This is a genomic window from Actinotalea subterranea, from assembly GCF_008364845.1.
GTDB lineage: Bacteria > Actinomycetota > Actinomycetes > Actinomycetales > Cellulomonadaceae > Actinotalea > Actinotalea subterranea.
In genome coordinates this window covers 49,348-75,372 of record NZ_VTTP01000007.1, presented here as the reverse complement: position 1 = coordinate 75,372, position 26,025 = coordinate 49,348, and the positions used below count along the sequence as shown (strand labels likewise).

Below are 26,025 nucleotides of genomic sequence, written 5' to 3'. Positions count from 1 at the left end.
TGCAGCGAGCGACGCACGGCGCCGCCACTCAGCGCGGCAGGGCGTGCTGACGCGTCGGCCGATCGGTGAGGGGGTACGACGGGACGCTCCTCGTCGGAACGCTTCGATCCCAGGCGCACAGCAGTCCTTCCATGGTGCGAAGGGGGTGCACAAGCATCTCATGGGACGATGGCGCATGGCCTGGCACACGCTCGAGAGGTCGGCGCTCGTCGAGGCGCTGCTCACCGCCGGGCCGGGCGCTCCCACGCTCTGCGAGGGCTGGCGCACCGAGCACCTCGCCGCCCACGTGGTGCTCCGGCAGGGCTCGCCGACGGTAGCCCTCGGCCTCGTGGTGCCCGGGCTGCACGGGCGCACGGAGCGGGTCACGCTCGCCCTGGGCGACAGCTCCGTGACCGGCGCCGGCTACCAGGCGCTCGTCGAGCGGGTCCGCACCCCGCCGCGCTGGAGCCCGGTGGCCTGGGCGGGCGACCTGGCGGACCTCACGGAGCTCTTCGTGCACACCGAGGACGTGCGTCGCGCCGGGCCGGCGGGCGCGTCCGTCGAGGCGCGCACGCGCACGGCCGCTCACGACGACGCCCTGTGGCGCGCCCTGACCCGGATGGCCAGGCTCGCGTACCGACGGTCCCCGGTCGGCGTCGTGCTGGCCGACACGGCGGGACGCGAGGTCCGGGCCCGCGCCGCGCCACGCGCTTCCCGGGCGCTCCCGACGAGCCCGGGGCCGTCCGACGTGGTGGTGCGCGGGGCGCTCGACGACCTGCTCCTGCACGCCTTCGGCCGGTCGTCGGCCGCCCGGGTCCTGGTCGACGGCGCGCCTGACGCCGTGGCCGCGATGGAGGGGTTCAGGCCGCGCTGACGCGCCCGCCACGTCGAGCCCGGTCATGCTGAGTCGTGCCCGGGCGGCACAGCACCGTGCCGGTCCCCCGGCGGGTCGGCGCGCGCCGGTGGGCGCCGACGTCAGCGCACCGGGATCCCCGCGCCGCGCAGGTGCTCCTTGACCTGCCCGACGGTCAGGACGCCGAAGTGGAACACGCTCGCGGCGAGCAGGGCGTCGGCGCCGGCGCGGGCGGCCTCGAGGAAGTGCTCGGGCGTGCCCGCACCGCCGCTCGCGATGAGCGGCACCGCGACCTCGCGGCGGACGTCGGCGAGCATCTCGAGGTCGAAGCCGGCCGTGGTCCCGTCCGCGTCCATCGAGTTCAGGAGGATCTCGCCGGCGCCGAGCTCGACGGCGCGCCTCGCCCAGCCGACGGCGTCGATGCCTGTGCCGCGCCGTCCGCCGTGGGTGGTGACCTCGTACCCGGAGGGTGCCGTGGCGCCCTCGATGCGGCGTGCGTCCACGGACAGCACCAGCACCTGACTGCCGAAGCGTTGGGCGATCTCGGAGATCAGCTCGGGACGGGCGATCGCGGCGGTGTTGACGCCCACCTTGTCCGCTCCCGCGCGCAGCAGCCGGTCCACGTCCTCGACGGAACGCACACCTCCGCCGACCGTGAGCGGGACGAACACCTCGGCCGCGGTGCGCCGCACGACGTCGTAGGTGGTCTCGCGGTCTCCCGAGGACGCCGAGACGTCGAGGAAGGTGATCTCGTCGGCCCCCTCCGCGTCGTACCGGCGTGCGAGCTCGACGGGGTCGCCGGCGTCACGCAGGTCGGCGAAGTTCACGCCCTTGACGACGCGCCCTGCGTCGACGTCGAGGCACGGGATCACACGGATCGCGGCAGTCATCGGTCTCGGCCGTCCCTCACTCGGTCGTCGGGCCGCTCGCGGCCAGGATGTCCACGACGAAGACGAGCGTCTCCGCCGCGAGCTCGTTCTCCGTGCCGCCGTACCCGAGGCGCGGGGGGATGACGAGGAGGACCTGGCTCCCGACCGTCTGCTCGACCAGGCCCTCGTCCCAGCCCTCGATCACGGAGCCGACGCCGATGGGGAACGGGGCGGGCAGCTTGCCCGGGCCCCAGCTCGAGTCGAACACGGACCCGTCCGACCACTTGAGGCCCGTGTACTGGACGGTGATGACCTGTCCGGGCTCCACCTGCGGGCCGAGCCCGCGGATGAGCGGCTGGACCACGAGGTCCGCGGGCGGCTCGGCCGCCGGCATCGTCACGGCGGGCTCGCCGTCGTCACCCAGCTCGACTGTGGGCAGCCCCTCGCGCGCCTCGAGGGCCTCGCCTGACGCCCGGGTCGGGAGGATGTCGAACACGGCGACCGTGGGGGCCTCCTGGCCACCCGCGGCGGGCACGAGGTGCAGCACGCGTGCGCCGACGTGCTGCCCGCTGAGCGCCTCGTAGATGTCCATGCCGAGCGCCTCGGCGCTCATCAGGTAGGCCTTGGGCTCGGCCGAGTACGTCTCGCCGACGACGGAGCCGTCGGACCCTGCCTCGGCGTAGTAGTCGACGAGCACGGCCTGCCCGTCGGCGACCTCGGGGCCGTCACCCTCCCAGATCACCTCGACCGTGGGCTCGTCGACGGTCAGCGGCTTCTCGTACTCGAGCGTCGGGACGGCGCCCGGCTCCCCCGTGACCGTGACCTCCCCGGTCGGGGCTGCCTCCGGGGTGCAGGCCGACAGCCCGACGAGCGAAGCGAGCGCGGCACAGACGACCCCGACGAGGACCTGACGGCGCACGGAGCTCCCTTCCTGGCGCCGTGGTTCCGGCGCGGGCTGCGGATGCGGGCGGGGACCCGCGCACGCCACTGTACGGCTTGCCGCGGGGCTGTGACCTGCCCGGGCGCCCGCCTTCACCGCGACGTCACGACGTCCTCACAGCGACTCGAGCAGCCGGTCCACACGCTCGTCGACGCTGCGGAACGGGTCCTTGCACAGGACTGTTCGCTGCGCCTGGTCGTTCAGCTTGAGATGCACCCAGTCGACGGTGTAGTCACGGCGGGCCTCCTGGGCCCGCCGCACGAACTCGCCGCGCAGCCGGGCGCGCGTCGTCTGCGGGGGCACCGCCGTCGCCTCGAAGACGTCCAGGTCGGTGACGACGCGCTCGACCAGGCCACGGGCCGCCAGGAGGTTGTACAGGCCCTCGCTGCGGGAGATGTCGTGGTAGGCGAGGTCGAGGCGCGCGATGCGCGGGTCGTCGAGCCCGATGCCGTGCTTGTCCTGGTAGCGCTGGACGAGCCGCAGCTTGATGACCCAGTCCAGCTCGCGGTCGACCAGGCTCAGGTCACCGGTCCGGACCGCGCGCAGGCCGCGTTCCCAGAGCTCGAGCGTCTGCTTGATCACGGGCGTCAGCTCGACGTGGTCGGTGACGTGCTCCTGCACACGCCCGAGGAACTCCTCCTGGATCTCGATCGCCGACGCCGTGCGCCCGTTCGCGAGCTGGACGGGCTTGCTCCCGGTCAGGTCGTGGCTGATCTCGCGGATGGCACGCATCGGGTTCTCGAGCGCGATCTCGCGCATCGGGACCCCGGCCTCGACGAGCCGCAGGATGAGGTCGGTCGCACCGACCTTGAGCAGCGTCGTCGTCTCGGACATCGAGGAGTCGCCGACGATCACGTGGAGACGGCGGTACGACTCGGCGTCGGCGTGGGGCTCGTCACGCGTGTTGATGATGGGACGCGAGCGGGTCGTGGCGCTCGAGACCGACTCCCAGATGTGGTCTGCGCGCTGCGAGAGCGTGTACGTCGCGCCCCGGGCCGACGGCAGCACCTTGCCCGCACCCGTGAGGACCTGGCGGGTGATGAGGAACGGCACCAGCACGTCGGCAAGGCGCCCGAAGTCGCCCTGGCGCCGCACGAGGTAGTTCTCGTGGCACCCGTAGGAGTTGCCGGCCGAGTCGGTGTTGTTCTTGAACAGGTGGATCGTGCCGGGGACGCCCTCGTGCTCGAGGCGCTGCTGCGCGTCGGCCACGAGGCCCTCGAGGATGCGCTCGCCGCCGCGGTCGTGCGCCACGAGCTGGCGGACGTCGTCGCACTCCGCCGTCGCGTACTCGGGGTGGGAGCCGACGTCGAGGTACAGGCGCGAGCCGTTGCGCAGGAACACGTTCGACGACCGGCCCCACGCGACGACCTTGCGGAACAGGTAACGCGCGACCTCGTCCGCCGAGAGCCCGCGACCGCTGTCGACGGCGCACGTCACGCCGTACTCGGTCTCGAGGCCGAAGATGCGGCGGTCCACCGTCAGCCCCGCTCGTCCGTCGCGGCGCTGACGTCCGGCGCCGCGCCATCGGTCGTCGCCGCGCCGTCGGTCGGTGCGTCGTCCCCTGCGGGCTGCCCGAGGAGCGTCCCGAGCGCCGGCGCCGCGACGCGCCTGAACGCGCGTCGCGAGCGCGTCCGGTCGAGGACCGCGACCTCGAGCTGCCCGGGGGTGAGCACGCGCGGCTCCCCCTCGGGCTGCGACCCGAGGACGTCGACCGCGAGCCGGACCGCGCCGGCGAGGTCGAGGCCCGGTGCCCAGCCCTCGCGAAGGCGTTCGGTCAGCTGCTCGGCCTGGCCGCCCATCGCGACGAACCCGTGCTCGTCGGCGACGGACCCGTCGTACGACAGCCGGTAGATCTGGTCCTCCTCGGCGACGTGCCCGACCTCGGCGACGACGAGCTCGACCTCGAGGGGCTTCGACTCGGTCGTGAAGACCGTGCCGAGGGTCTGCGCGTAGGCGTTCGCGAGCCCCCGGGCGTTGACGTCCTGCCGGTCGTAGGAGTAGCCGCGCAGGTCCGCGTAGCGCACGCCCGCGACGCGGAGGTTCTCGAACTCGTTGTACTTGCCGACCGCCGCGAAGGCGATGCGGTCGTAGATCTCGGAGATCTTGTGGAGGGCGCGCGAGGGGTTCTCCGTCGCGAACGCGATGCCCTCGTCGTACGCGAGCACGACGACGGAGCGCCCCCGGGCGATGCCCTTGCGGGCGTAGTCCGCACGGTCCTTCATGAGCTGCTCGGGCGAGACGTAGAACGGCATGCTCATCGCGCACCCCCTCCTGACTCGGTCGCGCGGCGCATGCCGTCGACCTGCGCGGCGACCTCGGCGAGCGTGTCGTCGGCGACGCGCCGGTAGCCCTCTGCCGTGACGACGGCCACGACCGGCCAGATGCGCCGCACGGTGTCAGGGCCGCCCGTCGCCGAGTCGTCGTCCGCCGCGTCGACCAGGGCGTGGACGGCCGTGCGCACGGCGTCGGACGCGGGCATGCCGGGCCACCACAGCTTCTTCAAGGAGCCACGTGCGAACACGGACCCGGAGCCCACGGCGTGGTGCTCGAGCTCCTCGTACCGGCCGCCGGTGACGTCGAACGAGAACATCCGTCCGGTTCCGCGCTGGAGGTCGTACCCGCCGAAGAGCGGCACGACCGCGAGCCCCTGCATCGCGAGCCCGAGGCTGCCGCGGACCATCGTGGCGAGCCGGTTGGCCTTGCCGTCGAGCGAGAGCAGGGTCCCCTCGATCTTCTCGTAGTGCTCGAGCTCGAGCTGGAAGAGCCGGACGAGCTCGAGCGCGAGCCCCGCGGTGCCCGCGATGCCGATCGCCGAGTACTCGTCCGCCGGGAACACCTTCTCGATGTGCCGGCTCGCGATCATCGAGCCCGCCGTCGCGCGGCGGTCCCCCGCCATGACGATCCCGCCGTCGAAGGTCAGGGCGACGATGGTCGTCGCGTGCGTCGACGCCGGCGCGTCACCTGCGGGCAGGGTCCGACCCGTCGGCAGCAGGCTCGGGTCGTGATGGGCCAGGAAGTCGAGGAACGACGACGTGCCGGGCGTGGTGAAGGACCGCGGCAGGCGGCCGTGGGAGTCGGTCATCGAGGCTCACTGACCGCCCTTCTGCACGAATCCGCGCACGAAGGACTCGGCGTTCGACTCGAGCACGTCGTCGATCTCGTCGAGGAGGGCATCCACCTCGGAGTCGCGCGACTGGGCGGAGGGCGCCGTGGGGACGGGCTCCGGGGTGTCGGCGGGGTCCTCGCCGTCGCGGTGGTGCTGGCGCTGGTCCTGACCGGCCATGGTGCCCTCCCGATCGTCGGCCGCCCCACGTCCCGTGCCTCCCGGCCGGTCCGTCAGGGCGACGTGCTGTCCTGCCTGTGCGTCGACGTCTCGCCGACCCCTCGATCCTAGGTGGCGCCGCCGACACAGGTCAGGTCGTCCGCGCCGTGGTCGCCGCGGGCCCGCAGCAGCAGGGCCCGACCGCACGTGCGCGATCGGGCCCTGCTGACGGATCCGTCCGTCGGTGTCATGCGGTGAGGGCGAGGCCCTCCCCGGTCACTCCTGCGTCAGCGGGAAGAGCGTGGGGTCGTCCTTGTAGGACTCGGCCGCGTTCTCCTTGGTGACGATCTGCGGGGGCAGCAGGTAGGCCGGGACGACCTTGACTCCGTTGTCGTACGACTCGGTGTCGTTGACCTCGATGTCCTTGCCCTCGCTCAGGTCCGTGACCATCTGGACGGCCGCGGCGACCAGGTTGCGGGTGTCCTTGTTGATGGTCGAGTACTGCAGACCCTCCATGATGGACTTGACGGACTCGACCTCGGAGTCCTGGCCGGTGACGACCGGGACGGTCTTGCCGGCGCCCTGGATGGACGTGATGATCGCCCGCGCCAGGGTGTCGTTCGGCGACAGCACGCCGTCGAGCTCGGTGTCACCGCTGTACGTGCTCGTGATGAGCGAGTCCATGCGGCTCTGCGCGTTCTCGGCCTTCCAGCCGGCGGTCGCCGTCTGCTTGATGTCCGTCTGGCCCGAGCCGACGACGACGTCGCCCGCGTCGATGGCCGGCTGGAGCACGCTCATCGCGCCGTCGAAGAAGACGGCGGAGTTCGCGTCGTCGGACGAGCCCGAGAAGAGCTCGATCGTGTACGGGCCCTCGCCGCGCGCGGCCATGCCGTCCAGGAGCGCCTGGCCCTGGAGCTCGCCGACGTTGAAGTTGTCGTACGCGACGTAGTAGTCGACGGCCTCGGTGTTGAGGATCAGACGGTCGTACGCGATGACGACCGCGCCGGCCTCCTTGGCCGCCTCGACCTGGGTGCTCAGCTGGCCACCGTCGGCCGCGCCGATGATGATGACCTTCGCACCCTTGGTGATCATGGACTGGATCTGGCCCTGCTGGTCAGCGACGGGGCTGCTCGCGTTGGCGTACTGCACGTCGCCCTCGAAGCCCGCCTCCTCGAGGCCGTTGGTGAACAGGTCACCTGCGAGGACCCAGTTCTCCGAGGTCTTCGACGGGAGGGCGACGCCGATCACGGATCCGGCGTCGAAGCCGGTCGTTGCAGCGGTGTCGTCGTCACCCGCGGGGGTCTCGGCGTCGTCACGGCTGGAGCACGCGGTCAGGGTGAGCATCGCGACCGCCGCTACGGCGACCGACGCTCTGGCGAACTTGCGCATGGTCCTTCACTTTCCTTCCGGATCATCGACGACCCGGAATGTTGGGTGGTGCCTGTCCCCGGGCAGCACCGTGCCGACCGGGGGGTCTGGTGGAGCGGGTGCGGTGGAACCAGTGGTGCGCGCCGACCGGGTGCTGACCGGTCGGCAGCCCGTCACGAGGTGGGACGGGACGTCTCTGCTGCCGGGACCGGGGTCGGCTCGACCTCGGGGACCCGCTGGAACCGACGGGTGAGCATGCCCGTGAGCGAGGGGCGGCCCTGCGACTTGTTGTAGACGTCGACGGCCACCGCGAGCAGGAGCACGAGCCCCTTGATCATCTGGACCTTGTCGGCGCCCACGCCCATGAGCTGCAGGCCGTTGTTGAGGACGGCCATGACGAGGCCGCCGACCATGGCGCCCGTCACCGTCCCGACACCGCCCGCGACGGCCGCGCCGCCGATGAAGCACGCCGCGATCGCGTCGAGCTCCCAGTTGAGCCCGTCCTGCGGACCGGAGGCGGCGGACCGTGCGACGAAGATCATGCCCGCGAGCGACGCGAGGATCGACATGTTCATCATCACGAGGAAGTGCACGTGCTTGTTCTTCACGCCCGAGAGGCGTGCCGCGAGCGCGTTGCCACCGACCGCGTACACGTGCCGGCCGAAGATCGTGTTGTTCGTGAGGAACGAGTACACGACGACCAGGACGAGCAGGATGATGCCCGAGACGGGGAAGCTGGTCCCCACCCGGCCGCCCGCGAAGAGCATCGACGCGTACACGACCACCGCGATGAGGAGCGTGACCTTGACGGCGCTGACCCAGGTGGGGGCCATGTCCGAGCCCATCGCACGCTGCGTCCTGCGCATGCGCACCTCGCGGAACGCGAGGGCGATCGCGACGAGCAGCCCCAGCAGCAGGGTGAGGTTGTTGTAGCCCGTGTCGGGCCCGATCTCCGGCAGGTAGCCCGAGCCGATGACCCGGAACTCGGCGGGCACGGGGATGGTCTGCGCGTTGCCGATGAACTGGTTCATGCCCCGGAACAGGAGCAGGCCGCCGAGCGTCACGATGAACGCCGGCACCCCGACGTACGCGACCCAGAAGCCCTGCCAGGCCCCGATCGCGGCACCCAGGAGGAGGCCGAGGACGATCGCGAGCGGCCAGGACAGGTCGAAGGTGGCCATCGCCTTGGCGACGACGATGCCGGCGACGGCGGCCACCGACCCCACCGACAGGTCGATGTTGCCGAGGATGATGACCATGAGCATGCCGATGGCCAGGATGAGGATGTAGGAGTACTGGCTGACGAGCGCGATCAGGTTGATCGGGTCGAGCGTCAGGCCGTCCGTGAGGACCTGGAACAGCAGGATGATGCCGACCAGCGTGAAGATCATCCCGAACTGGCGGCCCGTGGAGGCGCCGCCGCCGAACATCTTCTTGAGGTCTGAGATGCGAGTTGTCATCGGCTCGTCTTCTTCTTCGTCGAGGAGGTCATGGAACGCATGAGGGACTCGGGGTCGGCGTCGCGAGCCGCGAGCTCGTTGGTGATGGAGCCTTCGAAGATCGTGTAGATCCGGTCGCACAGGCCGAGCAGCTCGGGCAGCTCCGAGGAGATGACGACGACGCCCTTGCCCTGGTTGGCGAGCTGCTGGATCACGCCGTAGATCTCGAACTTGGCCCCCACGTCGATGCCGCGCGTCGGCTCGTCGAGGATCAGCAGGTCCGGGTCCGTGAACATCCACTTGGCCAGGACGACCTTCTGCTGGTTGCCGCCCGAGAGCTTCGAGACGCCCTCGTCGACGCTCGGCGTCTTGATCCGCAGGCTCGTGCGGTACTGCTCCGCGACCGCGTGCTCCTCGGCCTTGTCGACGACCTGCCCGCGGGAGATCTTGGTGAGCTTCGCCGAGACGGTCGAGCGCTTGATGTCGTCGAGCAGGTTGAGCCCGAGCACCTTGCGGTCCTCGCTGACGTAGGCCATGCCGTGCCGGATGGCGCTCGCCACGTCGGGGACCCGGATCTCGACGCCGTCCTTGATGATCTGGCCGCTGACGTACGTCCCGTAGGAGCGCCCGAAGAGGCTCATCGCGAGCTCGGTGCGACCCGCGCCCATGAGCCCGGCGAACCCGACGATCTCGCCGCGCCGGACGGTGAAGGCGGAGTCCTTGCACACGAGGCGCTCGGCGACCATGGGGTGCTGCACGGTCCAGTCGCGCACCTCGAAGAAGACCTCGCCGATGTTCGGCGTGTGCTCGGGGAACCGGCTCTCGAGCGACCGGCCGACCATGCCGCGGATGATCCGGTCCTCGTCGACGCCGTCGCCCACCACGTCGAGCGTCTCGATCGTGCGACCGTCGCGCAGGATCGTGATGCTGTCCGCGATCGCCTCGAGCTCGTCGAGCTTGTGGGAGATCATGATCGACGTGATCCCGCGACCCTTGAGGCCCTGGATCAGGTCGAGCAGGTGGCGCGAGTCCGACTGGTTCAGCGCCGCGGTGGGCTCGTCGAGGATGAGGAGCTTGACCTGCTTGCTCATCGCTTTCGCGATCTCGACGAGCTGCTGCTTGCCGACGCCGATGTTCTTGATCAGCGTGTCGGGGTTCTCGTCGAGGCCCACGCGTGCGAGCAGCTCGACCGCGCGGAGCTTGGCCTCCTGCCAGTCGATCACGCCCCGGCGGGCGGGCTCGTTGCCGAGGAAGATGTTCTCGGTGATGGAGAGGGTCGGGATGAGCGCGAGCTCCTGGTGGATGATCACGATGCCCGCGTGCTCGCTCGCCGCGATGTCCTTGAAGCGGCAGACCTCGCCCTGGTAGACGATGTCGCCCGCGTAGGTCCCGTACGGGTAGACCCCGGACAGGACCTTCATGAGGGTCGACTTGCCTGCACCGTTCTCACCGCAGATCGCGTGGATCTCGCCGGCCTTCACGGTCAGGTTGACGTCCGAGAGGGCCTTGACGCCCGGGAACTCCTTGGTGATCGAGCGCATCTCGAGGATGGTCGGTTCAGTCGACACGAGCACCCCGCTCGGGGTCCAGGTCATGGACCTGCTGCATGCGTTCCTCCGGTGACTTCGCTGTCGGCGGGCTACCTTGCCCGCACCCGAGTCAAGCGTCCGGAGGCGTTGTCGTCAACTAATGAAGACAACGCTTTGGTAACGACTCTTGAACACAAGCCGTGGGAGCGCGGCCATCGTGCGTTCACAGGCCGACGGACGGATCCCGTCCGGAAGCGACGCTCGGCGCAGTCACCGAGCACGCGGTGATCGCGCGGCTAGCCTGGATCAGGAGGCGTGCAGGGCCAGCGGGAGACCGGGCTGACGCAGCACGAGGGCCGCAGCACCGAGCGCCTCCGCACGCGCGCCGAGCGAGGACATCACGACCGTCGTCGTCTCGGACGCCAGCGGCATCGCGTAGCGCGAGATCCCGCGGCGGACGGGGTCGAGCAGGATCTCCCCGAGCTCCGCGAGGGGACCGCCGACGACGACCACCTCGGGGTTGATCAGGTTCACGACCCCGGCGAGCGCACGGCCGGCGGCGAGGCCGGCGTCCTCGAGCACGCGCAGCGTCGCCGTGTCGCCACGCAGCGCGTTGCGCACGACGTCCGCGGTCGTCACCGGCTCGCCCTGGGCACGGCTCAGCACCTCGGTCATCATCGACGTCGATGCGGCCAGCTCGAGGCAGCCCCGGTTCCCGCACCGGCACAGGGGCCCCGAGTCCCCGATCGGCGAGTGACCGATCTCCCCGGCGGTGCCCACATGGCCGTAGAACGGCGCACCTGCCACGATGAGCCCGCAGCCGATGCCCGTGCCGATCTTGAGGAACACGACCGTCGACGGCGCGGGTTGAGGACCCCAGGTGACCTGGGCCAACGCGCCCAGGTTGGCGTCGTTGTCCAGGTGGACGGGGAACCCGATCCGTTCCTCGAGGGCGTCACGCAGGTTGAGGCCGACCCACTCCGGCAGGATCGCCCCCTCGACGACGGTCCCGGTGCGACGGTCGATCGGGCCAGGGATGCCGACGCCGACGCCCAGGACCGCGGTCCGGTCGACCGCGTACTCGTCGAGGAGCTCGTCCAGGAGGGCCGCGCCTGCGGCGATGCCCTCCTGCGCACGGTGCCCCGCCGGCAGCGGGATCTCCCGCTCGCCGAGGACCTCGTGGCCCAGGGAGATGAGCACGACGCGCGCGTGACGTCTGCCGAAGTCGATGCCGACGGCGACGGCGCCGCGCCCCTCGAGCGTGACCAGGTGGGCACGGCGACCCGAGCTCGTCGTCGGCGAGACCGTCGCCAGCCCCGCGTCCACCATGGTGCGCACGATGTTCGACACCGTCGCACGGGACAGGCCGGTCGAGCGCGAGAGCTCCGCCTGGGTCGCGGCGCCGTCCGCGATCAGCGCGTCGACGACGAGCAGCACGTTGCGGCTCCGCAGGGCCGTCTGAGATCCGGGACGCGTGCCACCTCCCCCGCGCTCCGCGTTCACCGCCATGGCGGTCACAGTGCCTCACGCGCGGTGATGCGGTCAAGACTCGAACGCATCTCTCAGCCTTCCGAGAGCCGCTGCACGAGCGCGGCCGCGTCCGCGCACTCCTCCAGGAGCGCCCCCACGTGGGCCTGCGTGCCGCGCCACGGGTCGCGCAGGGGGATGCGCCGCAGCGAGGGCAGCGAGGCGACGTCGAGCACCACGGAGTCCCACGAGGCCGCCCGCACCTCGCCGGGGAAGCGCGCGACGACGCTGCCACGGAAGTACGCGCGGGTGTCCGCCGGCGGCGTCGTGACGGCGGCCTCGACCTCGTCGTCGGTGACGAGGCGCTCGACGGCGCCCGCCGCGACCAGGCGGTGGTACAGACCCCGCTCGGGCCGCACGTCCGACCACTGGATGTCCATCGCGGCCAGCCGCGGGTTGTCCCAGTCGAGGTGGTCCCGTCGCCGCATGCCCTCCAGCAGGCGCAGCTTGGCGACCCACTCGACCTCTCGCGCGCACGTCATCGGGTCCGTGCGCAGCCGGCCCAGGACGCCCGCCCACCGGTCGAGCACCTCGCCCGTGGCGGCGTCCACCGTCCCCCGGCCACCGACCGCGGACAGCACGGCCGCGAGGTACTCCTCCTGCACCTCGATCGCCGTCAGGCGCCGACCGTCCGCGAGCTCGACCCGCGCGTTCAGCGTGAGGTCGCGGCTGACGGCACGCACCGCGTCGACCGGCTCGGCGAGCGCGAGCGCCCGTACCCGCGCGACCTCGGCCGGGTGCTCTGCGGCGTGCTCGACGAGCCACAGCACGAGCGACGTCGTGCCGAGCCGCAGGTACGTCGCGACCTCGAGCAGCGTCGCGTCCCCGAGGATCAGGTGCAGGCGCCGCCACCGGTCACGGTCCGCGTGCGGCTCGTCGCGCGTGTTGACGATCGGCCGGCGCAGAGTCGTCTCGAGGCCCACCTCGGCCTCGATGTAGTCCGCGCGCTGCGAGAGCTGGAACCCCGCGCCCTGACCCGCCTGCCCGAGGCCCACGCGCCCCGCACCCGCGAACACCTGCCGGGTGACCAGGAACGGCGTGAGGAGGTCGACGAGCTCGCGGAAGGGTACGGCGCGGTCCACCAGGTAGTTCTCGTGCGTCCCGTACGAGGCGCCCTTGCCGTCGACGTTGTTCTTGTAGAGCACGACGTCGGGCATCGCCGGGTTCGCCGCGAGCAGCCGCGCGGCCCGCAGCATCACGGCCTCACCCGCCTTGTCCCACAGCACGGCGTCACGCGGGTTCGTGACCTCGGGCGAGGAGTACTCCGGGTGGGCGTGGTCGACGTACAGGCGAGCACCGTTCGTCAGGATCGTCGTGGCCGCCCCCGGGTCCTCGTACTCCTCGACCGCGGGTCGGTCGACCGCGGCGAGGTCGAGCCGCCCCCCAGCAGGGCGGTCGGGCACCGCGTCGGCCGCGCCCTGACCAGCGGACGGACCCGCCGGGGCCGGGTGCTCCGGGTCGTCGGTCAGGAGCGAGGGGTGCGCCGAGGCCCGCTGGAGGCGGAAGCCCCGTGCGTCGGCCAGCGGGTCCTCGTCGGCGTAGTCCCACCGCGCCCGGGAGCCGCGGGCGCCGGTCTGGCCGAGCGCTGCGTACGCGGCCACGACGTGGCTCGAGAGCAGCATCGGGTTGGCCTGCGGCCGGCCCGGCTGGACGACGCCGTACTCGGTCTCGATCCCCATCACGCGGCGCACGGTCACGCTCCCAGGCTAGTGGCGCGCGACCGGAGGCGGTCCGGACGCAGGGCGACCGGACCGCCTCCACCGTGAAGGCCGAGGGCCCGGGTGGCCGTCCGCACCCCCTGCGCGCGGACGACCCTCCGGGCCCGAGCCCTAGCCCGTCCCCGCCCCCTGCGCGCTGACGGACACCTCGAGGACCCGGCCGTCGTCGAGGGTCAGCCGTGCGGTGTCCTCCAGGGCGTCGCCGCCCGGAGCCCACACGGCCCACCACCCGTTCTCCACCGAGGCCGTCGCCTCGTCACCACCTGTCGTGGTGACGACGACGGACTCGACGTCTGCTCCCACGCGGCCGTAGGCCGACGTGACGGCGCCCTCACCCATGACGCCCTCCGCCCAGCGGGACGTCCCGTTGCCGAGGACCGTGAGGCCGTCGGCCGCGGGTTCGGCGAGCGTCTCCCCCTCGCCGAGCACGAGGTCGTTGCCGACGGCCTCCCACTGCGTCCCGCCCGGCTCCTGCGTCACGAAGCACTCCGCCACGGCGGACTCCGCCGCGTGGAGCACGTACGCGTACTGCCCGCGCACGTCGACGAGGACCGTCTCGAGGGGCACGTCGACGACCTCGGGGGTGGCTCCACCGACGATCGCCTGGGCGACCGCGGGGCAGGCATCCGCCCGCAGCGCGTCCTGCACGTCGGACACGACGGCAGGCTCGGCGGTCCACGAGGCGTAGGCGGTGGTGGGCTCCCACACGAGGGTCCCGACGAGGACACCGGTGGCGACCAGGGCCGCCGCGGCGGCACCGGCCAGGACCGGGCGTGGCACGCGACGCTCGGCCGGCACGGGCTCGGGGCGCGGTGTCGCCAGGATCGCCAGGAGCTCGGCGTCGTCGGGTCGGCCCACCACGAGGGGGCGTCCGGCCGCGGGGTCGAGCCCGGCGAGCGCGGTCAGCACGGGAGAACGGAGCTCGGTCATGGCCAGCTCCTCGTGTACCGGGGAGGCCGTGAACCGGCACGCACGCTGCCGCGTTCGAGGGCGTCGACGAGATGCCGGCGGGCACGGACCAGGCGGACCGAGAAGGTCGAGGGTCGGCAGCCGAGGACCTGCGCGGCCTCCTGCGTCGTCAGCCCCTCCCAGGCCACGAGCGCCATGACCTCGCGCTCGCCGTCGGTCAGCGACATCCATGCCCGCGCGAGCTCGACGCGGTCGACAGCCGCCGCCTCGGCCGACAGGCCCGTCTCCGGAGGCTCGATCGCCGCGCGCACCGCCAGTGCACGCCAGCGGCCGTGCGTCCGGGTGTGGGTCGCCATGACGTTGCGCGCAACCCCGAAGAGCCACGCCCGCTCCTCCCCCGGCATCTCGTCCAGGCGCCGCCAGGCCACCGTGAACGTCTCCGAGACGACGTCGTCCACCATGTCGTCGGGCACCCGCCGCTGCACGAACCGTGTGACGTCGCCTCGGTGATCGACCCACAGACGCGTGAATCGATCCTCCGCCGACCCTTCGGCCACACGACCGCCTCTCCTTGGCCCTACCCCTACATGGCCGGCACACCTGCGTTTGCTACATCCTCGTGGGAACGAGTTCTGCAGACGGTTGTGCGCGCTGGTGGCCCCACCTACGGTGGCACTGGCCGTCGACGACCGGGGCCACGCGACGAGGGGGCATCACCCATGGGTCTCAGATCACCGCGGCGGGCCCCGGCGGCCGTGCTGGCTTGCGCGCTCGGGCTGCTGGCCCTGGTCGGGCAAGGCCCCGCGGCCGCGGCGACCGGCGCCCCCGCGAGCCAGGTCCCGGCGGACGTCGCCGCCCAGAACCTCCCCGGCGTGCCGGACCCGGGCGCACCTGACGCGCAGTGGTCGGCGTGGGCCGCGGCCGACAAGGCGGCAGCCGAGGAGCACGACTGGGCCGCGGACTCGCTCGCGCGCGGCTGCACGCTCGTCGAGGTCGCCCTCGTCGACGAGGTCGACCCGGGCTACAACACGGCGATGGGGGCACCGGCGGACCTCGTGACGGTCCGCGCGGACCTCCTCGAGGACTGCCCGGCACCATCACCCGCCACGACAACCTCCGCCGCAGCCACGAACGGGACGGGGCTCGAGCCGGGGACACGGCGCGGCGTCGGCCTCATGGCCGTCCCGAGCGGCGCGCAGTGCAACACGCAGACCCACGGGCCGGGGACCCTCTGCATCTCGAGCTCGGGCGGTCGCATCTACGCCTCCTGGGCCTACCGGGGCACCGGGTCGGTCAGCGGCTTCCTGCGCATCTACCAGATCTCGGCGGCTGCCGACGGCTGCCCCACGGGCACCACGTGGCACACGGGCGCCGCCAGCACGTGGAACGCCGGGCAGACACGGTCCACGTCGAAGACCCAGGCCACCTCCGGCGCCTACTCGGCGCACATCTGGCGCGCCGTCGCGGGCGGGCACACCGACTGGGGGCAGACCTGCGGCGTGCTGTGAGCCGCGCCAAGCGACCGCTCCGTCAGAGGTACTGACCCGTCGGCGTGAGGGTCTCGATCGTCCGTCCGCTCTCCCGCCCGCCCTTGCCCTGGACGATGGTGCGGATGAAGACGATGCGCTCGCCCTTCTTGCCGGAGATCCGCGCCCAGTCGTCGGGGTTCGTCGTGTTGGGCAGGTCCTCGTTCTCCTTGAACTCCTCCACGCACGCCGTGAGCAGGTGCTCGACGCGGATGCCGCGCCGGCCCGTGGCGAGGAGCTCCTTGATCGCGGACTTCTTGGCGCGGTCGACGATGTTCTGGATCATCGCGCCGGAGCTGAAGTCCTTGAAGAACAGGATCTCCTTGTCACCGGACGCGTAGGTGACCTCGAGGAACTCGTTGTCCGCCGACTCGGCGTACATGCGCTCGACGACGCTCTGGATCATCGCCTCGACGGTCGCCGTCGCGTCCGACCCGTGCTCGGCGAGGTCCTCGTCGTTGAGCGGCAGGTCAGGTGTGAGGTACTTCGCGAAGATCTCGCGCGCGGCCTCGGCGTCGGGACGCTCGATCTTGATCTTCACGTCGAGCCGCCCCGGGCGCAGGATCGCCGGGTCGATCATGTCCTCACGGTTGGACGCCCCGATGACGATCACGTTGTCGAGCCGCTCGACGCCGTCGATCTCGCTGAGGAGCTGGGGCACGATCGTCGTCTCGACGTCGCTCGAGATGCCCGTGCCACGCGTGCGGAACAGCGACTCCATCTCGTCGAAGAACACGACGACCGGGTTGCCCTGCGACGCCTTCTCGCGTGCCCGCGCGAAGATGAGGCGGATGTGGCGCTCGGTCTCCCCCACGTACTTGTTGAGGAGCTCGGGGCCCTTGACGTTGAGGAAGTAGCTCTTGGCGGCCACGCCGTCCGGCGCACGTCCGCGTGTCTCGGCCAGCGAGCGGGCCACGGCCTTGGCGATGAGCGTCTTGCCGCACCCGGGCGGGCCGTAGAGCAGCACGCCCTTGGGCGGACGCAGGCCGTGCTCACGGAACAGCTCGGGGTGCAGGAAGGGCAGCTCGACGGCGTCGCGGATCTGCTCGATCTGCGAGCTCAGACCGCCGATGTCGGCGTAGTCGATGTCAGGGACCTCTTCGAGGACGAGCTCCTCGACCTCGGAGCGCGGGATGCGCTCGAAGACGAACCCGCTGCGCGTCTCGACGGTCAGCGCGTCCCCGACGCGGACCGCTCCGGCGAGCAGCGGCCCGGCGAGCCTGACCACCCGCTCCTCGTCCGCGCGCCCGACCACGAGGGCACGCTCCTCGTCGAGCAGCTCCTTGACGGTGACGATCTCGCCCACCGCCTCGTACTCGCCCGCCTCCACGACGGCCAGCGCCTCGTTGAGCTTGACCTCCTGACCGGGGCGCAGCGCGGCGACGTCGACCGAGGGCGACGCGTGCACGTGCATCTTGCGACCTGCGGACACGATCTCGACCGAGCCGTCCTCGCGCGCCGCGAGGAACGTCGCGAACGTGGCTGGCGGCTTGCTCAGGTCCTCGAGCTGCTGCTGCATCTCGACGATGCGGTCGCGGGCCTGCCGCAGCGCCTCCGCGAGCCGCTCGTTCTTGGCCGCGAGCGCTGCCGCCTCCCGTGCCACGTCGCGTGCCGTCCCGCGCGGGGCCTCGGCGTGCCGCCACGGCTCGGGGGTCCCGGCACCGCCTGCGCCCGGGCCGGCGAAGGCCGGCGTCTCGTGATCCGGTGTCTGGCTCATGGCGCCTCCCCAGGGTCGAGCAACGTGCTGGGCTACTCATGACCCTATGCGCCCGCACGGCGGACGCGCACACGAGTCCGAGGGGCGATCCCCCGGCGCCCCCCGGAGGCCGGTCAGGCGTCGGTCGGCGCGTCGGTCGGCGCGTCCGTCGGCCCGTCCTGCGGGACGGGCGCCGCGCCGAGGTCCCGGCGCACGCGCCGGACCTTCTTGTCCGAGATCGTGCGCTCGCCGAGCTCCTCCGGGGTCCACTGGTCGCCGTCGGGCGAGTAGCCCTTGGACGGCCGACGGCGACGCACGGGCGCGTCCACGCCGTCGGCCATGCGCCGAACCGTCAGGAGGAAGCCCGTGTGCCCCACCATGCGGTGCTCCGGCCGGACCGCGAGGCCCTCGAGGTGCCAGCCGCGCACCATGGACTCCCACGCCTGGGGCTCGGTGAACCGGCCGTCGTCGCGCAGGTCCTCTGCGAGACGCGAGAGCTGTGTCGTGGTCGCGACGTACGCGACGAGGACCCCGCCGGGAGCGAGCGCCGTCGCGACGGCGTCGATGTTCTCCCAGGGCGCGAGCATGTCGAGCACCACACGGTCCACGGTGCCCGGCTCGGCGACCGTGGGCAGCACGTCGCTCAGGTCGCCGACGCTGAGCGTCCACGCCGGGTGCGGCCCGCCGAAGAAGCCCTCGACGTTGGCGCGCGCGATCGCCGCGAAGTCCTCGCGTCGCTCGATCGAGTGGAGCGCGCCGCCGTCGCCGACCGCGCGCAGGAGGGACATCGTCAGCGCGCCCGAGCCCACGCCCGCCTCGACGACGCGCGCACCCGGGTAGATGTCGGCCATCGCGACGATCTGCCCGGCGTCCTTGGGGTACACGACCGCGGCGCCACGCGGCATCGACATCACGTAGTCCGACAGGAGCGGTCGGACGGCGAGGTACTCCACGCCCCCGGTGCTCGTCACCAGCGACGCCTCGGACGCACCGATCAGCTCGTCGTGCCGGAAGTAGCCCTTGTGCGTGTGAAATGTCGCGCCCGGCGCGAGGGTGATCGTGTGGAGCCGGCCGCGCGGGTCCGTGAGCTGGACCCGGTCGCCCGCGCGCAAGGGGCCGCGCCGCACCGCAGCACCCGTAGGCGGCGCGGGCGTGCCCGAGGCGCCGGGGGCCACCTCTGCCGAGGCGGGGTCGGGCGGGCCTGCGTCGGACGGCGTGGGCGGGGCACTGGTCACGACGGTCGAGTCTAGGGGCGTGCCCGCCGATCCCCGTCCGGGCCGCGGCGTGGCCCCGGCGTCGTGTCAGCCGGTGCGCAGCGCGTCGATGACGTCCTGCGCCCGCAGCAGGCCGACGACCTGGCCGTCGTCGGCGAGCACCGTCATCACGGGCGTGCGGGCGGATGCCAGGGCGACGGCCCGCACGGCGTCGCCACCCGCGAGCGAGCCGCGGACCCGGGCCTCGGGCGGCAGCGGGACGCTCACCGCTGCCAACGGGGTCCGGTCGCGGTGCTCGCCGGGCACGCTCGCTGCGGCGCCCAGGTCGACGTAGCCGGCGGGCTCGCCCTCGACGTCGAGCAGGACGACCTCGAGCGTCGGGTCGTCGAACGAGTCGAGGTCGGCGAGCGTGTCGCTCGGGAGGAGGGCGATCGCCGGGCGCATGAGGGAGGTGAGGCGCAGGGCGTCGACCGTGCGCCCCAGGGCGGCTCCGCGGATGGCCTGCGTCGCCCCGCTCCACAGGAAGCCGCCGATCACGACCGCCCAGACCACGGCGGGCAGGTCCGGTCGCGCACCGCGGACGGCGGGCAGGAGCACGAGCCACGCGACGAACGCGACCGCGACGACCCGGCCCGACCAGCCCGCGACCACGGTCCCCCGTGACCGCCGGCCGGTGCGGCGCCAGACGAGGGCCTCCAGCACGTAGCCGCCGTCGAGCGGCAGCCCGGGGACCAGGTTGAGCACCCCGACGAACCCGTTGGCCAGCGCGAGCGAGCCGACGAGCGCCGCCGCGATGCCGCCCGGGGGCAGCTGCTGCCACAGGAGCCACGTGAGGACGGCGAGCACGACGTTGACCGTGGGACCGGCTACTGCGACGAGGGCGCTCGTGGCGGGCGTCGCCCCCGAGCCGCCCATGCGGGTGTGGCCGCCCAGCAGCGTCACCGCGAGCTCGTGCACCTCCATGCCGCGGCGCCGGGCGACGAGGGCGTGGGCGACCTCGTGCAAGAAGACGGAGCCGAACAGCAGCAGCACGTCGAGGAGCGCGAGCACGTACGTCTGGACGCCGGCGTCCGGCACGTAGCGCCGCATCACCGGCTCGATCATGAAGGTCAGGACGACGGCGGCCAGGAGCCAGGAGCGCGAGACGACGACGGGTGCGCCGGCGACACGGCCGACGACCCATCCCCGGGTCTGCCCGTTCGCCTCCGCCGTCCTCTGCACCGCCTCACCCTACGGTCGTCCACCGGTCGCAGCGGTCGGGCACCTGACGTGTCGGCGGGCGGACGTACCCTTGCGCCGTGCTCATCGAACCGCTGGTCCCGACCCTCCCCGCGGACGCGACCGCCGAGGGGCCGGCGGCCGTCGGCGACGAGGACGCACCTCGTCGCCGACGGCCCGGCCTCTCCCCCTCGCGGGCGAACGACTTCCTCCAGTGCCCGCTGCTCTTCCGCTTCCGGGTCGTGGACCGGCTCACGGAGCCGCCCAGCCCGGCGGCCGTCCGCGGGACGCTCGTGCACGCCGTCCTCGAGCGGCTGTTCGACGCCCCGGCCGGGAGCCGCACGCTCGCGGCCGCCCAGGCGCTCCTCGCACCGGCGTGGGCGCGCATGGTCGAGGAGCAGCCGGACTGCGCGCAGGTGCTGCCGGAGCCGACCGACACGTCGTCGTGGTTCGCGGACGCGGGCGCCCTGCTCGAGCGCTACTTCACGCTCGAGGACCCCAACCGCCTCGAGCCCGCGAGCCGTGAGCTCGCCGTGTCGACCGACCTCGAGGACGGCCTCGAGCTGCGCGGCATCGTCGACCGCATCGACGTCGCGCCCGACGGGGCCATCCGCGTCGTCGACTACAAGACAGGCAAGTCGCCGCGCGAGGGGTTCGAGAGCGGCGCGCTCTTCCAGATGCGCTTCTACGCACTGGTCCTCTCACGCTTGCGTGGGCGCGTGCCCGCGATGCTCCAGCTCGTGTACCTCGGCGACGGCACGCTCCTGCGGCACGTCCCGGACGCGGGCGAGCTCGAGACCACCGAGCGCCGGATCCGGGCCATCTGGTCAGGCATCAAGGACGCGGCCGAGCGGGGCGCGTGGCAGCCGCGGAAGTCGGCGCTGTGCTCGTGGTGCGCGCACCAGGCGCTGTGCCCCGCCTTCGGTGGGACGCCGCCGCCGGTCGACGCCGACGCCGTCGAGCTCGCGCTGGGCGTCCGGCCGCTCTGAGCAGGCCTCAGGACTCGGAGGCGAGCAGGTCGATCACCTCGCCGGCGGCGATCCCGGCGATCTCCCGCAGGCCGATGCCCTCGAGCGAGCCGACGCGGCTCAGGCCGGGCCGGCTCTCGACGGGCGCGATGTGCTGCACGCCGAGCGTGCGTGCGCCGGACGCCAGCGCCGAGGCAACTCCCACCGGCGAGTCCTCGATCGCCACGCACTGCCGCGCCTCCACGCCGAGCGCGGCCGCGGCGAGCAGGTACGGCTCAGGGTGCGGCTTGCCGTGCGTCACCTCGTCACCCGTCACGACCACGTCGAACAGGCCCTCGGGGCCCTGCGCGAGCACGGCTTCCGCGAACCGCCGGTAGGACATCGTCACGAGCGCGCACGGCACGCCCGCGGCACGCAGCGCGGCCAGCAGGTCGAGCGCGCCCGGCTGCCATGCGAGCTCGCGTGCCACGGCCGCCACGACGCCGTCGACGAGGCGCTCACCGATCTCCTCGACCGGCAGGTCCACGCCGTGCGTCTGAAGGATGCGCGCCGCCGGCTCCAGCGGGAGGCCGATCATCGTCAGCGCGTCCTCCTGGGTCCACCGTCCGCCGAACTCCGCGACCAGGGCCGCCTCGGCCCCCATCCAGGCCGGCTCGGTGTCCACGAGCGTGCCGTCCATGTCCCACAGGACGGCCGCAGGCAGGGCCCACGGGAGGTTCGTCGAGGCGCGTGACGTGCCGTCGCCGAGCATCGGGTCCTGAGTGGTCGCGGGCGTGCGGGCGGGCGGCGTGGCAGGGGGGAGCACCCGCCAAGTCTAGGTGGGCCACCCGGGCCGGTCCGGGTCGACGGCCTAGGCTGGGCCCATGACCGATGCACTCCCCGGGGTGAGCCCGCTGCGCGGGCCGGTGATGCTCGCGGCGTTCGAGGGCTGGAACGACGCAGGTGGAGCCGCCACGCAGGCCCTCATCCACCTGCACGAGGTGTGGGGCGCGGAGCAGGTCGACGAGCTGGACCCCGAGGAGTACCACGACTTCCAGGTGAACCGACCGACGATCAGCCTCTCCGACGACGGCCGCCGCGAGATCTCCTGGCCCACGACGTCCGTGGCCGTGGCCGCGCGGCCCCGCTCGCGCGATGCCGTCGTCCTGGTCCACGGGATCGAGCCGTCGATGCGGTGGCGCACCTACAGCGCCGAGCTGCTCGACGTGGCGGAGCGCCTCGGTGTGACGACGGTGATCACGCTCGGCGCTCTCCTCGCCGACGTGCCGCACACGCGACCCATCCCGGTGACGGCGACGTCGGACGACCGCGAGCTCCAGGACGTGCTCGGCCTCGACGCCAACACCTACGAGGGCCCGACGGGCATCGTCGGGGTCCTGCAGCACGAGGCCCAGCGGCGGGGCCTTCGCTCGTTGTCCGTGTGGGGGGCCGTACCCCACTACGTCGCGCACCCGCCGTCGCCCAAGGCGACGCTCGCCCTCCTCGTCCGCATCGAGGAGCTCCTCGGGGAGCCGATCGCGCTCGGCGACCTGGCCGAGGACGCGGAGGCGTGGCAGCACGGGGTCGACGAGCTCGCCGGCGAGGACACCGAGATCGCCGAGTACGTCGCGCAGCTCGAGGAGGCCAAGGACACGGCCGACCTGCCCGAGGCCTCGGGCGAGGCGATCGCGCGCGAGTTCGAGCGCTACCTGCGCCGCCGCGACGGTGGACCCGGCTCGGGCAGCGGCGGAGGCTAGAGCCGGATCCCGAGCAGGGCGTCGAGGGCCCGCGCGACGACACCGGGCGCACCCTCGACCTCGCCGCCGACGCTCAGCGCCGCATCGGCCCACGTGTCCATGGCACGCAGCGCCGCGGGTGCGTCCAGGTCCGCGGCCAGGGCCTCACGGATCGCGGCCACGGTGCTGCCGGCATCCGGGCCCCCGTTGCCCGAGACGGCGGCGCGCCAGCGGCCGAGGCGCTCCTCGGCATCCGGCAGGCTCCGGTCGTCCCAGTCCCAGTCGTCGCGGTAGTGGTGCGCAAGCGTCGCGAGCCGGATCGCCATCGGGTCGGCACCGGCGGCGCGCAGGGTGGAGACGAGCACGAGGTTCCCGAGCGACTTGCTCATCTTCTCGCCGCCCAGACCGACCATCCCGGTGTGCACGTGCACGCGGGCACCCTCACCGCCGAGGGCACGCGCGTGGGCCGTGCTCATCTCGTGGTGCGGGAAGCACAGGTCACGGCCACCACCCTGGACGTCGAACGATGCGCCGAGGGCCTGCTGCGCGATGACGGTGCACTCGATGTGCCAGCCGGGGCGGCCCGTGCCGAGCTGACCGGCGTCCCACGCGGGCTCACCGGGGCGTTCGCGGCGCCAGAGCGCCGGGTCGAGCGGGTCGCGCTTGCCCGGGCGGTCCGGGTCCCCGCCGCGCTCGGCGAACAGCGCGACCGTCTGGTCGTGGTCGAGACCCGCGACGGACCCGAAGTGCGGGTCCACGGAGACGTCCGCGTAGACGTCGCCCAGCTCGGGTCGGTCCCCGCCTGCCCCGGCCTCGACCGGCACACGGTAGGCGAGCCCCTCGTCGAGCAGGCGCGAGACCGTCGTGGCGATCGTCGGGATCGTCTCGACTGCCCCGAGGTAGGTGTGCGGCGGGAGCACGCCGAGAGCCGTCATGTCCTCGGCGAACAGGGCGGTCTGGTCCGCCGCGAGCTGCTCCCAGTCCTGGCCCGTACGCGTCGCACGCTCGAGCAGCGGGTCGTCGACGTCCGTCACGTTGGAGGCGTACCGGACCTCGAGGCCCGCGTCGAGCCACGCCCGATGGAGCAGGTCGAAGGCGATGTACGTCGCCGCGTGGCCGAGGTGCGTCGCGTCGTACGGCGTTATGCCGCACACGTAGAGCGTGGCCACCGGGCCGGGCGCGGCGACGACGAGGGACCCGCTGGTCGAGTCGACGACCTTGACCTCGCCTCCGCGTCCGGGGATCGAGGGGACATGCGGGGCGGGCCAGGTACGCACGTCCGCAGCCTATCGGTGCGCCCGCTGCCCGACCCGCCGACCGCGCGACCCGCCGACCGTGCACGTGCGGACCCGCACCCGCACGGGCACCGGGAGGTCCAGACTGGGGCTGTGCAGGTGGAGGAGCTCGGTCCGACGTGGTGGCACTCCCCCGACGGCTGGCACGCGGGGCAGCCACCGGCGCGTGACGACGCCGACGTCCTGTGGGTCCGCGTCGCCTCGCGCGAGGAGGTGCCCGCGGTCGCCGAGCGACTCGGGCTGCCGACCGACGTCGTGCGTTCCATCGGCGCGCACGGCGCAGGACGCCACGGCCGCCCGCACGTCCAGCACCTGTCCGGCGGCGTGTACCTGACGGCACCGACGACCAGCTACCGGGAGTCGACCGCCGACGTGCTCACGGGCGAGGTCACGTGCCTCGTCCTCGGGGGCGTCGTCCTGACCGCCGAGGCGGGGCCCGCGGGGTGCCTGGACCAGGTCGCCGAGCTCTTGGCGACACCCCAGCCCGCACCCGACCGGCTCACCGCCGGCGTCCTGTCCGCGCTGCTCGCGGCCCTCGTCGCGACGGCGTCCGACGTCGAGGCCCGCCTGAGCGAGGCCGTCGAGGCCGTCGAGGAGACCGTCTTCGCGGGCGAGCGCACCAACCCGGTCGAGGCGATCTACGCCCTCAAGCGCGAGATCGCCGAGGCACGCCGCGGCCTGGTGCCGCTGGGCGCCGAGCTCGCCGACCTCGTCACCGACCCGGACGGACGGGATGCGGGCGACGCCTGGGCGCGCAAGCTCGTGACGGCGGTCGACCGTCTGGACAGGCGGCTCGACGCCCACGACGAGCTCCTGGCCGCGCTGCTCTCGAGCCACCTCGCGCTCGTGTCCATCCGCCAGGGTGACGACGTGCGTCGCATCTCGGCGTGGGCAGCGATCGTCGCGGTCCCCACGCTCGTCGCGAGCGTGTACGGCATGAACTTCCACCACATGCCCGAGCTCGGGTGGGTCGGCGGCTACCCGGCGGCGCTCGGCGTGATGGCGGGCCTGTCCGTCCTGCTCCACCGCCTGTTCACGCGGTCCGGCTGGCTCTGAGCGCGGGTCAGGCGGACGCGCCCATGGGCTCGAGCACGCCCGCGAGCAGGAGCACGACGACGACCGCGGCGAGGGCGATCCGGTACACCACGAACGGCTGGTAGCTGTAGCTCTCGACGATCTTCAGGAAAGCGATGATCACGAGGTAGCCGACGACGAACGCGATGAGCGTCGCCAGGACCGTCACGCCCAGGCTCGGGGTGCCCGCGGTGCCGAAGTCGTCGAGGCTCGTGACGAGCTGCTGCACCCCGGAGCCGAGGACGGCCGGGATCGCGAGCAGGAACGAGTACCGGGCGGCCGCCGAGCGGGTGTACCCCAGCAGGAGGCCCGCGGTGATCGTGCCGCCCGAGCGCGAGACACCGGGCACGAGCGCGAGCGCCTGCGCGAACCCGAACAGGACGGCGTGCCGCCAGGTGATCGTCTCCAGTCCGCGCTCCTTGGTCCCCCGGCGGTCGGCCCAGCCGAGCACGAGCGCGAAGCCGGCGAGGGTCATCGCGACGAGGAAGAGGTTGCGGAACGGGCCCTTGATGGAGTCCTCGAACAGCAGGCCCAGCACGACGATCGGCACCGAGCCCAGGGCGATCCACCACGCCATCCGCGCGTCGGGGTCCGCCGCACCCATCCGCGCACGCCAGCCCGCCCCGTGCTGCCCCGTCAGCGCACGCCACCACGCGACGCAGATCTTCGCGATGTCGCGCCGGAAGTACAGGAGGACCGCGCTCTCGGTGCCGATCTGGGTCACGGCCGTGAACGCCGCCCCCGGATCGGTGCCGGTGGGCAGCAGCTCGCCGACGATGCGCAGGTGCGCGCTCGAGGAGATCGGGAGGAACTCGGTGAGTCCCTGGACAAGGCCGAGGACGACCGCTTCCCACCACGTCATGGCGCCACACGCTACCGGCTCGCCGGGCATGCCCCGTCCCCGCCCGACGCACGCGCTCCCGGTA

24 protein-coding genes are annotated in these 26,025 nt (G+C 72.7%); 5 read left to right on the top strand and 19 right to left on the bottom strand.

The genetic code is table 11. The features are described 5' to 3' along the window. The first annotated feature begins 175 nt into the window (after positions 1–175). A complete protein-coding gene (locus tag FZ988_RS12810) occupies positions 176–853 on the top strand; it encodes a TIGR03085 family metal-binding protein (protein WP_149204421.1) in 678 nt (225 codons plus the stop codon). Between the two features lie 101 nt (positions 854–954). Here FZ988_RS12810 and hisF read toward each other — a convergent pair whose 3' ends face one another. The 13 genes from hisF to FZ988_RS12745 all read right to left on the bottom strand — a co-directional run bounded on the left by hisF (position 955) and on the right by FZ988_RS12745 (position 14,950). Then, on the bottom strand, positions 955–1,722 hold the full coding sequence (gene hisF, locus FZ988_RS12805; RefSeq protein WP_149204420.1) for an imidazole glycerol phosphate synthase subunit HisF: 768 nt from the start codon (positions 1,720–1,722) through the stop codon (positions 955–957). A 16-nt stretch (positions 1,723–1,738) separates the two neighbouring features. Beyond that, on the bottom strand, positions 1,739–2,620 hold the full coding sequence (locus FZ988_RS12800) for an FKBP-type peptidyl-prolyl cis-trans isomerase (RefSeq protein WP_149204419.1): 882 nt from the start codon (positions 2,618–2,620) through the stop codon (positions 1,739–1,741). Between the two features lie 135 nt (positions 2,621–2,755). Further along, positions 2,756–4,117, bottom strand: a complete 1,362-nt coding sequence (gene pafA, locus FZ988_RS12795) for a Pup--protein ligase (RefSeq protein WP_149204418.1) — start codon at positions 4,115–4,117, stop codon at positions 2,756–2,758. Positions 4,118–4,119: 2 nt separating this feature from the next. Beyond that, positions 4,120–4,899 (bottom strand): proteasome subunit alpha, encoded by a 780-nt coding sequence (prcA, locus tag FZ988_RS12790; RefSeq protein WP_149204417.1) that lies wholly within the window; start codon positions 4,897–4,899, stop codon positions 4,120–4,122. Further along, positions 4,896–5,723 carry a proteasome subunit beta gene (gene prcB, locus FZ988_RS12785; protein WP_149204416.1) on the bottom strand — a complete coding sequence of 276 codons (828 nt, stop codon included), beginning with the start codon at positions 5,721–5,723 and terminating at the stop codon, positions 4,896–4,898. Before prcB ends, prcA begins: the two co-directional genes overlap by 4 nt. A gap of 6 nt (positions 5,724–5,729) precedes the next feature. After that, entirely contained in the window at positions 5,730–5,924 is a 195-nt protein-coding gene (locus tag FZ988_RS12780) for a ubiquitin-like protein Pup (protein ID WP_149204415.1), read from the bottom strand. Positions 5,925–6,179: 255 nt separating this feature from the next. Beyond that, complete coding sequence (locus tag FZ988_RS12775; protein WP_149204414.1) at positions 6,180–7,292, bottom strand: substrate-binding domain-containing protein; 1,113 nt, start codon at positions 7,290–7,292, stop codon at positions 6,180–6,182. Between the two features lie 152 nt (positions 7,293–7,444). Then, positions 7,445–8,731 carry a multiple monosaccharide ABC transporter permease gene (mmsB, locus tag FZ988_RS12770; protein ID WP_149204413.1) on the bottom strand — a complete coding sequence of 429 codons (1,287 nt, stop codon included), beginning with the start codon at positions 8,729–8,731 and terminating at the stop codon, positions 7,445–7,447. After that, positions 8,728–10,305 carry a multiple monosaccharide ABC transporter ATP-binding protein gene (gene mmsA / locus FZ988_RS12765; protein WP_149204412.1) on the bottom strand — a complete coding sequence of 526 codons (1,578 nt, stop codon included), beginning with the start codon at positions 10,303–10,305 and terminating at the stop codon, positions 8,728–8,730. Before mmsA ends, mmsB begins: the two co-directional genes overlap by 4 nt. A 240-nt stretch (positions 10,306–10,545) precedes the next feature. Further along, entirely contained in the window at positions 10,546–11,748 is a 1,203-nt protein-coding gene (locus FZ988_RS12760) for an ROK family transcriptional regulator (protein WP_149204411.1), read from the bottom strand. A gap of 53 nt (positions 11,749–11,801) precedes the next feature. After that, positions 11,802–13,463 carry a depupylase/deamidase Dop gene (dop, locus tag FZ988_RS12755; RefSeq protein ID WP_246169482.1) on the bottom strand — a complete coding sequence of 554 codons (1,662 nt, stop codon included), beginning with the start codon at positions 13,461–13,463 and terminating at the stop codon, positions 11,802–11,804. 132 nt (positions 13,464–13,595) lie between these two features. Further along, positions 13,596–14,414, bottom strand: a complete 819-nt coding sequence (locus FZ988_RS12750; protein WP_149204410.1) for a hypothetical protein — start codon at positions 14,412–14,414, stop codon at positions 13,596–13,598. Beyond that, complete coding sequence (locus FZ988_RS12745; RefSeq protein ID WP_188079093.1) at positions 14,411–14,950, bottom strand: RNA polymerase sigma factor; 540 nt, start codon at positions 14,948–14,950, stop codon at positions 14,411–14,413. The genes FZ988_RS12750 and FZ988_RS12745 overlap by 4 nt, the downstream gene beginning before the upstream one ends. Positions 14,951–15,112: 162 nt before the next feature. On the opposite strand from FZ988_RS12745, the gene FZ988_RS12740 reads away from it, so the two are divergent. After that, positions 15,113–15,901, top strand: a complete 789-nt coding sequence (locus FZ988_RS12740) for a hypothetical protein (protein WP_149204408.1) — start codon at positions 15,113–15,115, stop codon at positions 15,899–15,901. A 22-nt stretch (positions 15,902–15,923) separates the two neighbouring features. On the opposite strand, the gene arc is transcribed toward FZ988_RS12740, so the two are convergent. From arc to FZ988_RS12725, 3 genes are all read right to left on the bottom strand, one after another. Then, positions 15,924–17,636 (bottom strand): proteasome ATPase, encoded by a 1,713-nt coding sequence (arc, locus tag FZ988_RS12735; protein ID WP_149204407.1) that lies wholly within the window; start codon positions 17,634–17,636, stop codon positions 15,924–15,926. Positions 17,637–17,749: 113 nt separating this feature from the next. Then, complete coding sequence (locus tag FZ988_RS12730; RefSeq protein ID WP_425457984.1) at positions 17,750–18,790, bottom strand: tRNA (adenine-N1)-methyltransferase; 1,041 nt, start codon at positions 18,788–18,790, stop codon at positions 17,750–17,752. Positions 18,791–18,916: 126 nt separating this feature from the next. Next, a complete protein-coding gene (locus FZ988_RS12725; RefSeq protein ID WP_149204405.1) occupies positions 18,917–20,050 on the bottom strand; it encodes a site-2 protease family protein in 1,134 nt (377 codons plus the stop codon). 77 nt (positions 20,051–20,127) lie between these two features. Here FZ988_RS12725 and FZ988_RS12720 point away from each other — a divergent pair, with 77 nt between their 5' ends. Further along, positions 20,128–21,036 carry a RecB family exonuclease gene (locus FZ988_RS12720; RefSeq protein ID WP_281287183.1) on the top strand — a complete coding sequence of 303 codons (909 nt, stop codon included), beginning with the start codon at positions 20,128–20,130 and terminating at the stop codon, positions 21,034–21,036. A gap of 7 nt (positions 21,037–21,043) precedes the next feature. Here the strand turns inward: FZ988_RS12720 and FZ988_RS12715 are convergent, their stop codons facing one another. Continuing rightward, complete coding sequence (locus FZ988_RS12715; RefSeq protein WP_342781232.1) at positions 21,044–21,820, bottom strand: HAD family hydrolase; 777 nt, start codon at positions 21,818–21,820, stop codon at positions 21,044–21,046. A gap of 58 nt (positions 21,821–21,878) precedes the next feature. On the opposite strand from FZ988_RS12715, the gene FZ988_RS12710 reads away from it, so the two are divergent. After that, positions 21,879–22,751, top strand: coding sequence for a PAC2 family protein (locus FZ988_RS12710; RefSeq protein WP_149204404.1), 873 nt, complete (start codon positions 21,879–21,881; stop codon positions 22,749–22,751). Here the strand turns inward: FZ988_RS12710 and mshC are convergent. Then, positions 22,748–24,007: a cysteine--1-D-myo-inosityl 2-amino-2-deoxy-alpha-D-glucopyranoside ligase gene (gene mshC / locus FZ988_RS12705; protein WP_149204403.1), complete on the bottom strand. Its 1,260-nt coding sequence runs from the start codon at positions 24,005–24,007 to the stop codon at positions 22,748–22,750. The two genes, FZ988_RS12710 and mshC, sit on opposite strands and share 4 nt — an antisense overlap. 111 nt (positions 24,008–24,118) lie before the next feature. Between mshC and FZ988_RS12700 the strand changes: the two genes are divergently transcribed. Beyond that, positions 24,119–25,081, top strand: coding sequence for a CorA family divalent cation transporter (locus FZ988_RS12700; protein ID WP_188079092.1), 963 nt, complete (start codon positions 24,119–24,121; stop codon positions 25,079–25,081). 7 nt (positions 25,082–25,088) lie between these two features. Here FZ988_RS12700 and FZ988_RS12695 read toward each other — a convergent pair whose 3' ends face one another. Continuing rightward, the gene (locus FZ988_RS12695; RefSeq protein ID WP_149204401.1) at positions 25,089–25,961 is read right to left on the bottom strand and encodes an undecaprenyl-diphosphate phosphatase; all 873 of its coding nucleotides are present in this window, start codon (positions 25,959–25,961) and stop codon (positions 25,089–25,091) included. Between the last annotated feature and the right edge of the window lie 64 nt (positions 25,962–26,025).

Excerpts from the sequence above, each read along its gene's own strand:
- FZ988_RS12810 (WP_149204421.1), top strand. The coding sequence starts at position 176 with ATGGCCTGGCACACGCTCGAGAGGTCGGCGCTCGTCGAGGCGCTGCTC.
- hisF (WP_149204420.1), bottom strand. The coding sequence starts at position 1,722 with ATGACTGCCGCGATCCGTGTGATCCCGTGCCTCGACGTCGACGCAGGG.
- prcA (WP_149204417.1), bottom strand. The coding sequence starts at position 4,899 with ATGAGCATGCCGTTCTACGTCTCGCCCGAGCAGCTCATGAAGGACCGT.
- prcB (WP_149204416.1), bottom strand. The coding sequence starts at position 5,723 with ATGACCGACTCCCACGGCCGCCTGCCGCGGTCCTTCACCACGCCCGGC.
- FZ988_RS12780 (WP_149204415.1), bottom strand. The coding sequence starts at position 5,924 with ATGGCCGGTCAGGACCAGCGCCAGCACCACCGCGACGGCGAGGACCCC.
- FZ988_RS12775 (WP_149204414.1), bottom strand. The coding sequence starts at position 7,292 with ATGCGCAAGTTCGCCAGAGCGTCGGTCGCCGTAGCGGCGGTCGCGATG.
- mmsB (WP_149204413.1), bottom strand. The coding sequence starts at position 8,731 with ATGACAACTCGCATCTCAGACCTCAAGAAGATGTTCGGCGGCGGCGCC.
- mmsA (WP_149204412.1), bottom strand. The coding sequence starts at position 10,305 with ATGACCTGGACCCCGAGCGGGGTGCTCGTGTCGACTGAACCGACCATC.
- FZ988_RS12760 (WP_149204411.1), bottom strand. The coding sequence starts at position 11,748 with ATGGCGGTGAACGCGGAGCGCGGGGGAGGTGGCACGCGTCCCGGATCT.
- FZ988_RS12750 (WP_149204410.1), bottom strand. The coding sequence starts at position 14,414 with ATGACCGAGCTCCGTTCTCCCGTGCTGACCGCGCTCGCCGGGCTCGAC.
- FZ988_RS12740 (WP_149204408.1), top strand. The coding sequence starts at position 15,113 with ATGGGTCTCAGATCACCGCGGCGGGCCCCGGCGGCCGTGCTGGCTTGC.
- arc (WP_149204407.1), bottom strand. The coding sequence starts at position 17,636 with ATGAGCCAGACACCGGATCACGAGACGCCGGCCTTCGCCGGCCCGGGC.
- FZ988_RS12710 (WP_149204404.1), top strand. The coding sequence starts at position 21,879 with ATGACCGATGCACTCCCCGGGGTGAGCCCGCTGCGCGGGCCGGTGATG.
- FZ988_RS12695 (WP_149204401.1), bottom strand. The coding sequence starts at position 25,961 with ATGACGTGGTGGGAAGCGGTCGTCCTCGGCCTTGTCCAGGGACTCACC.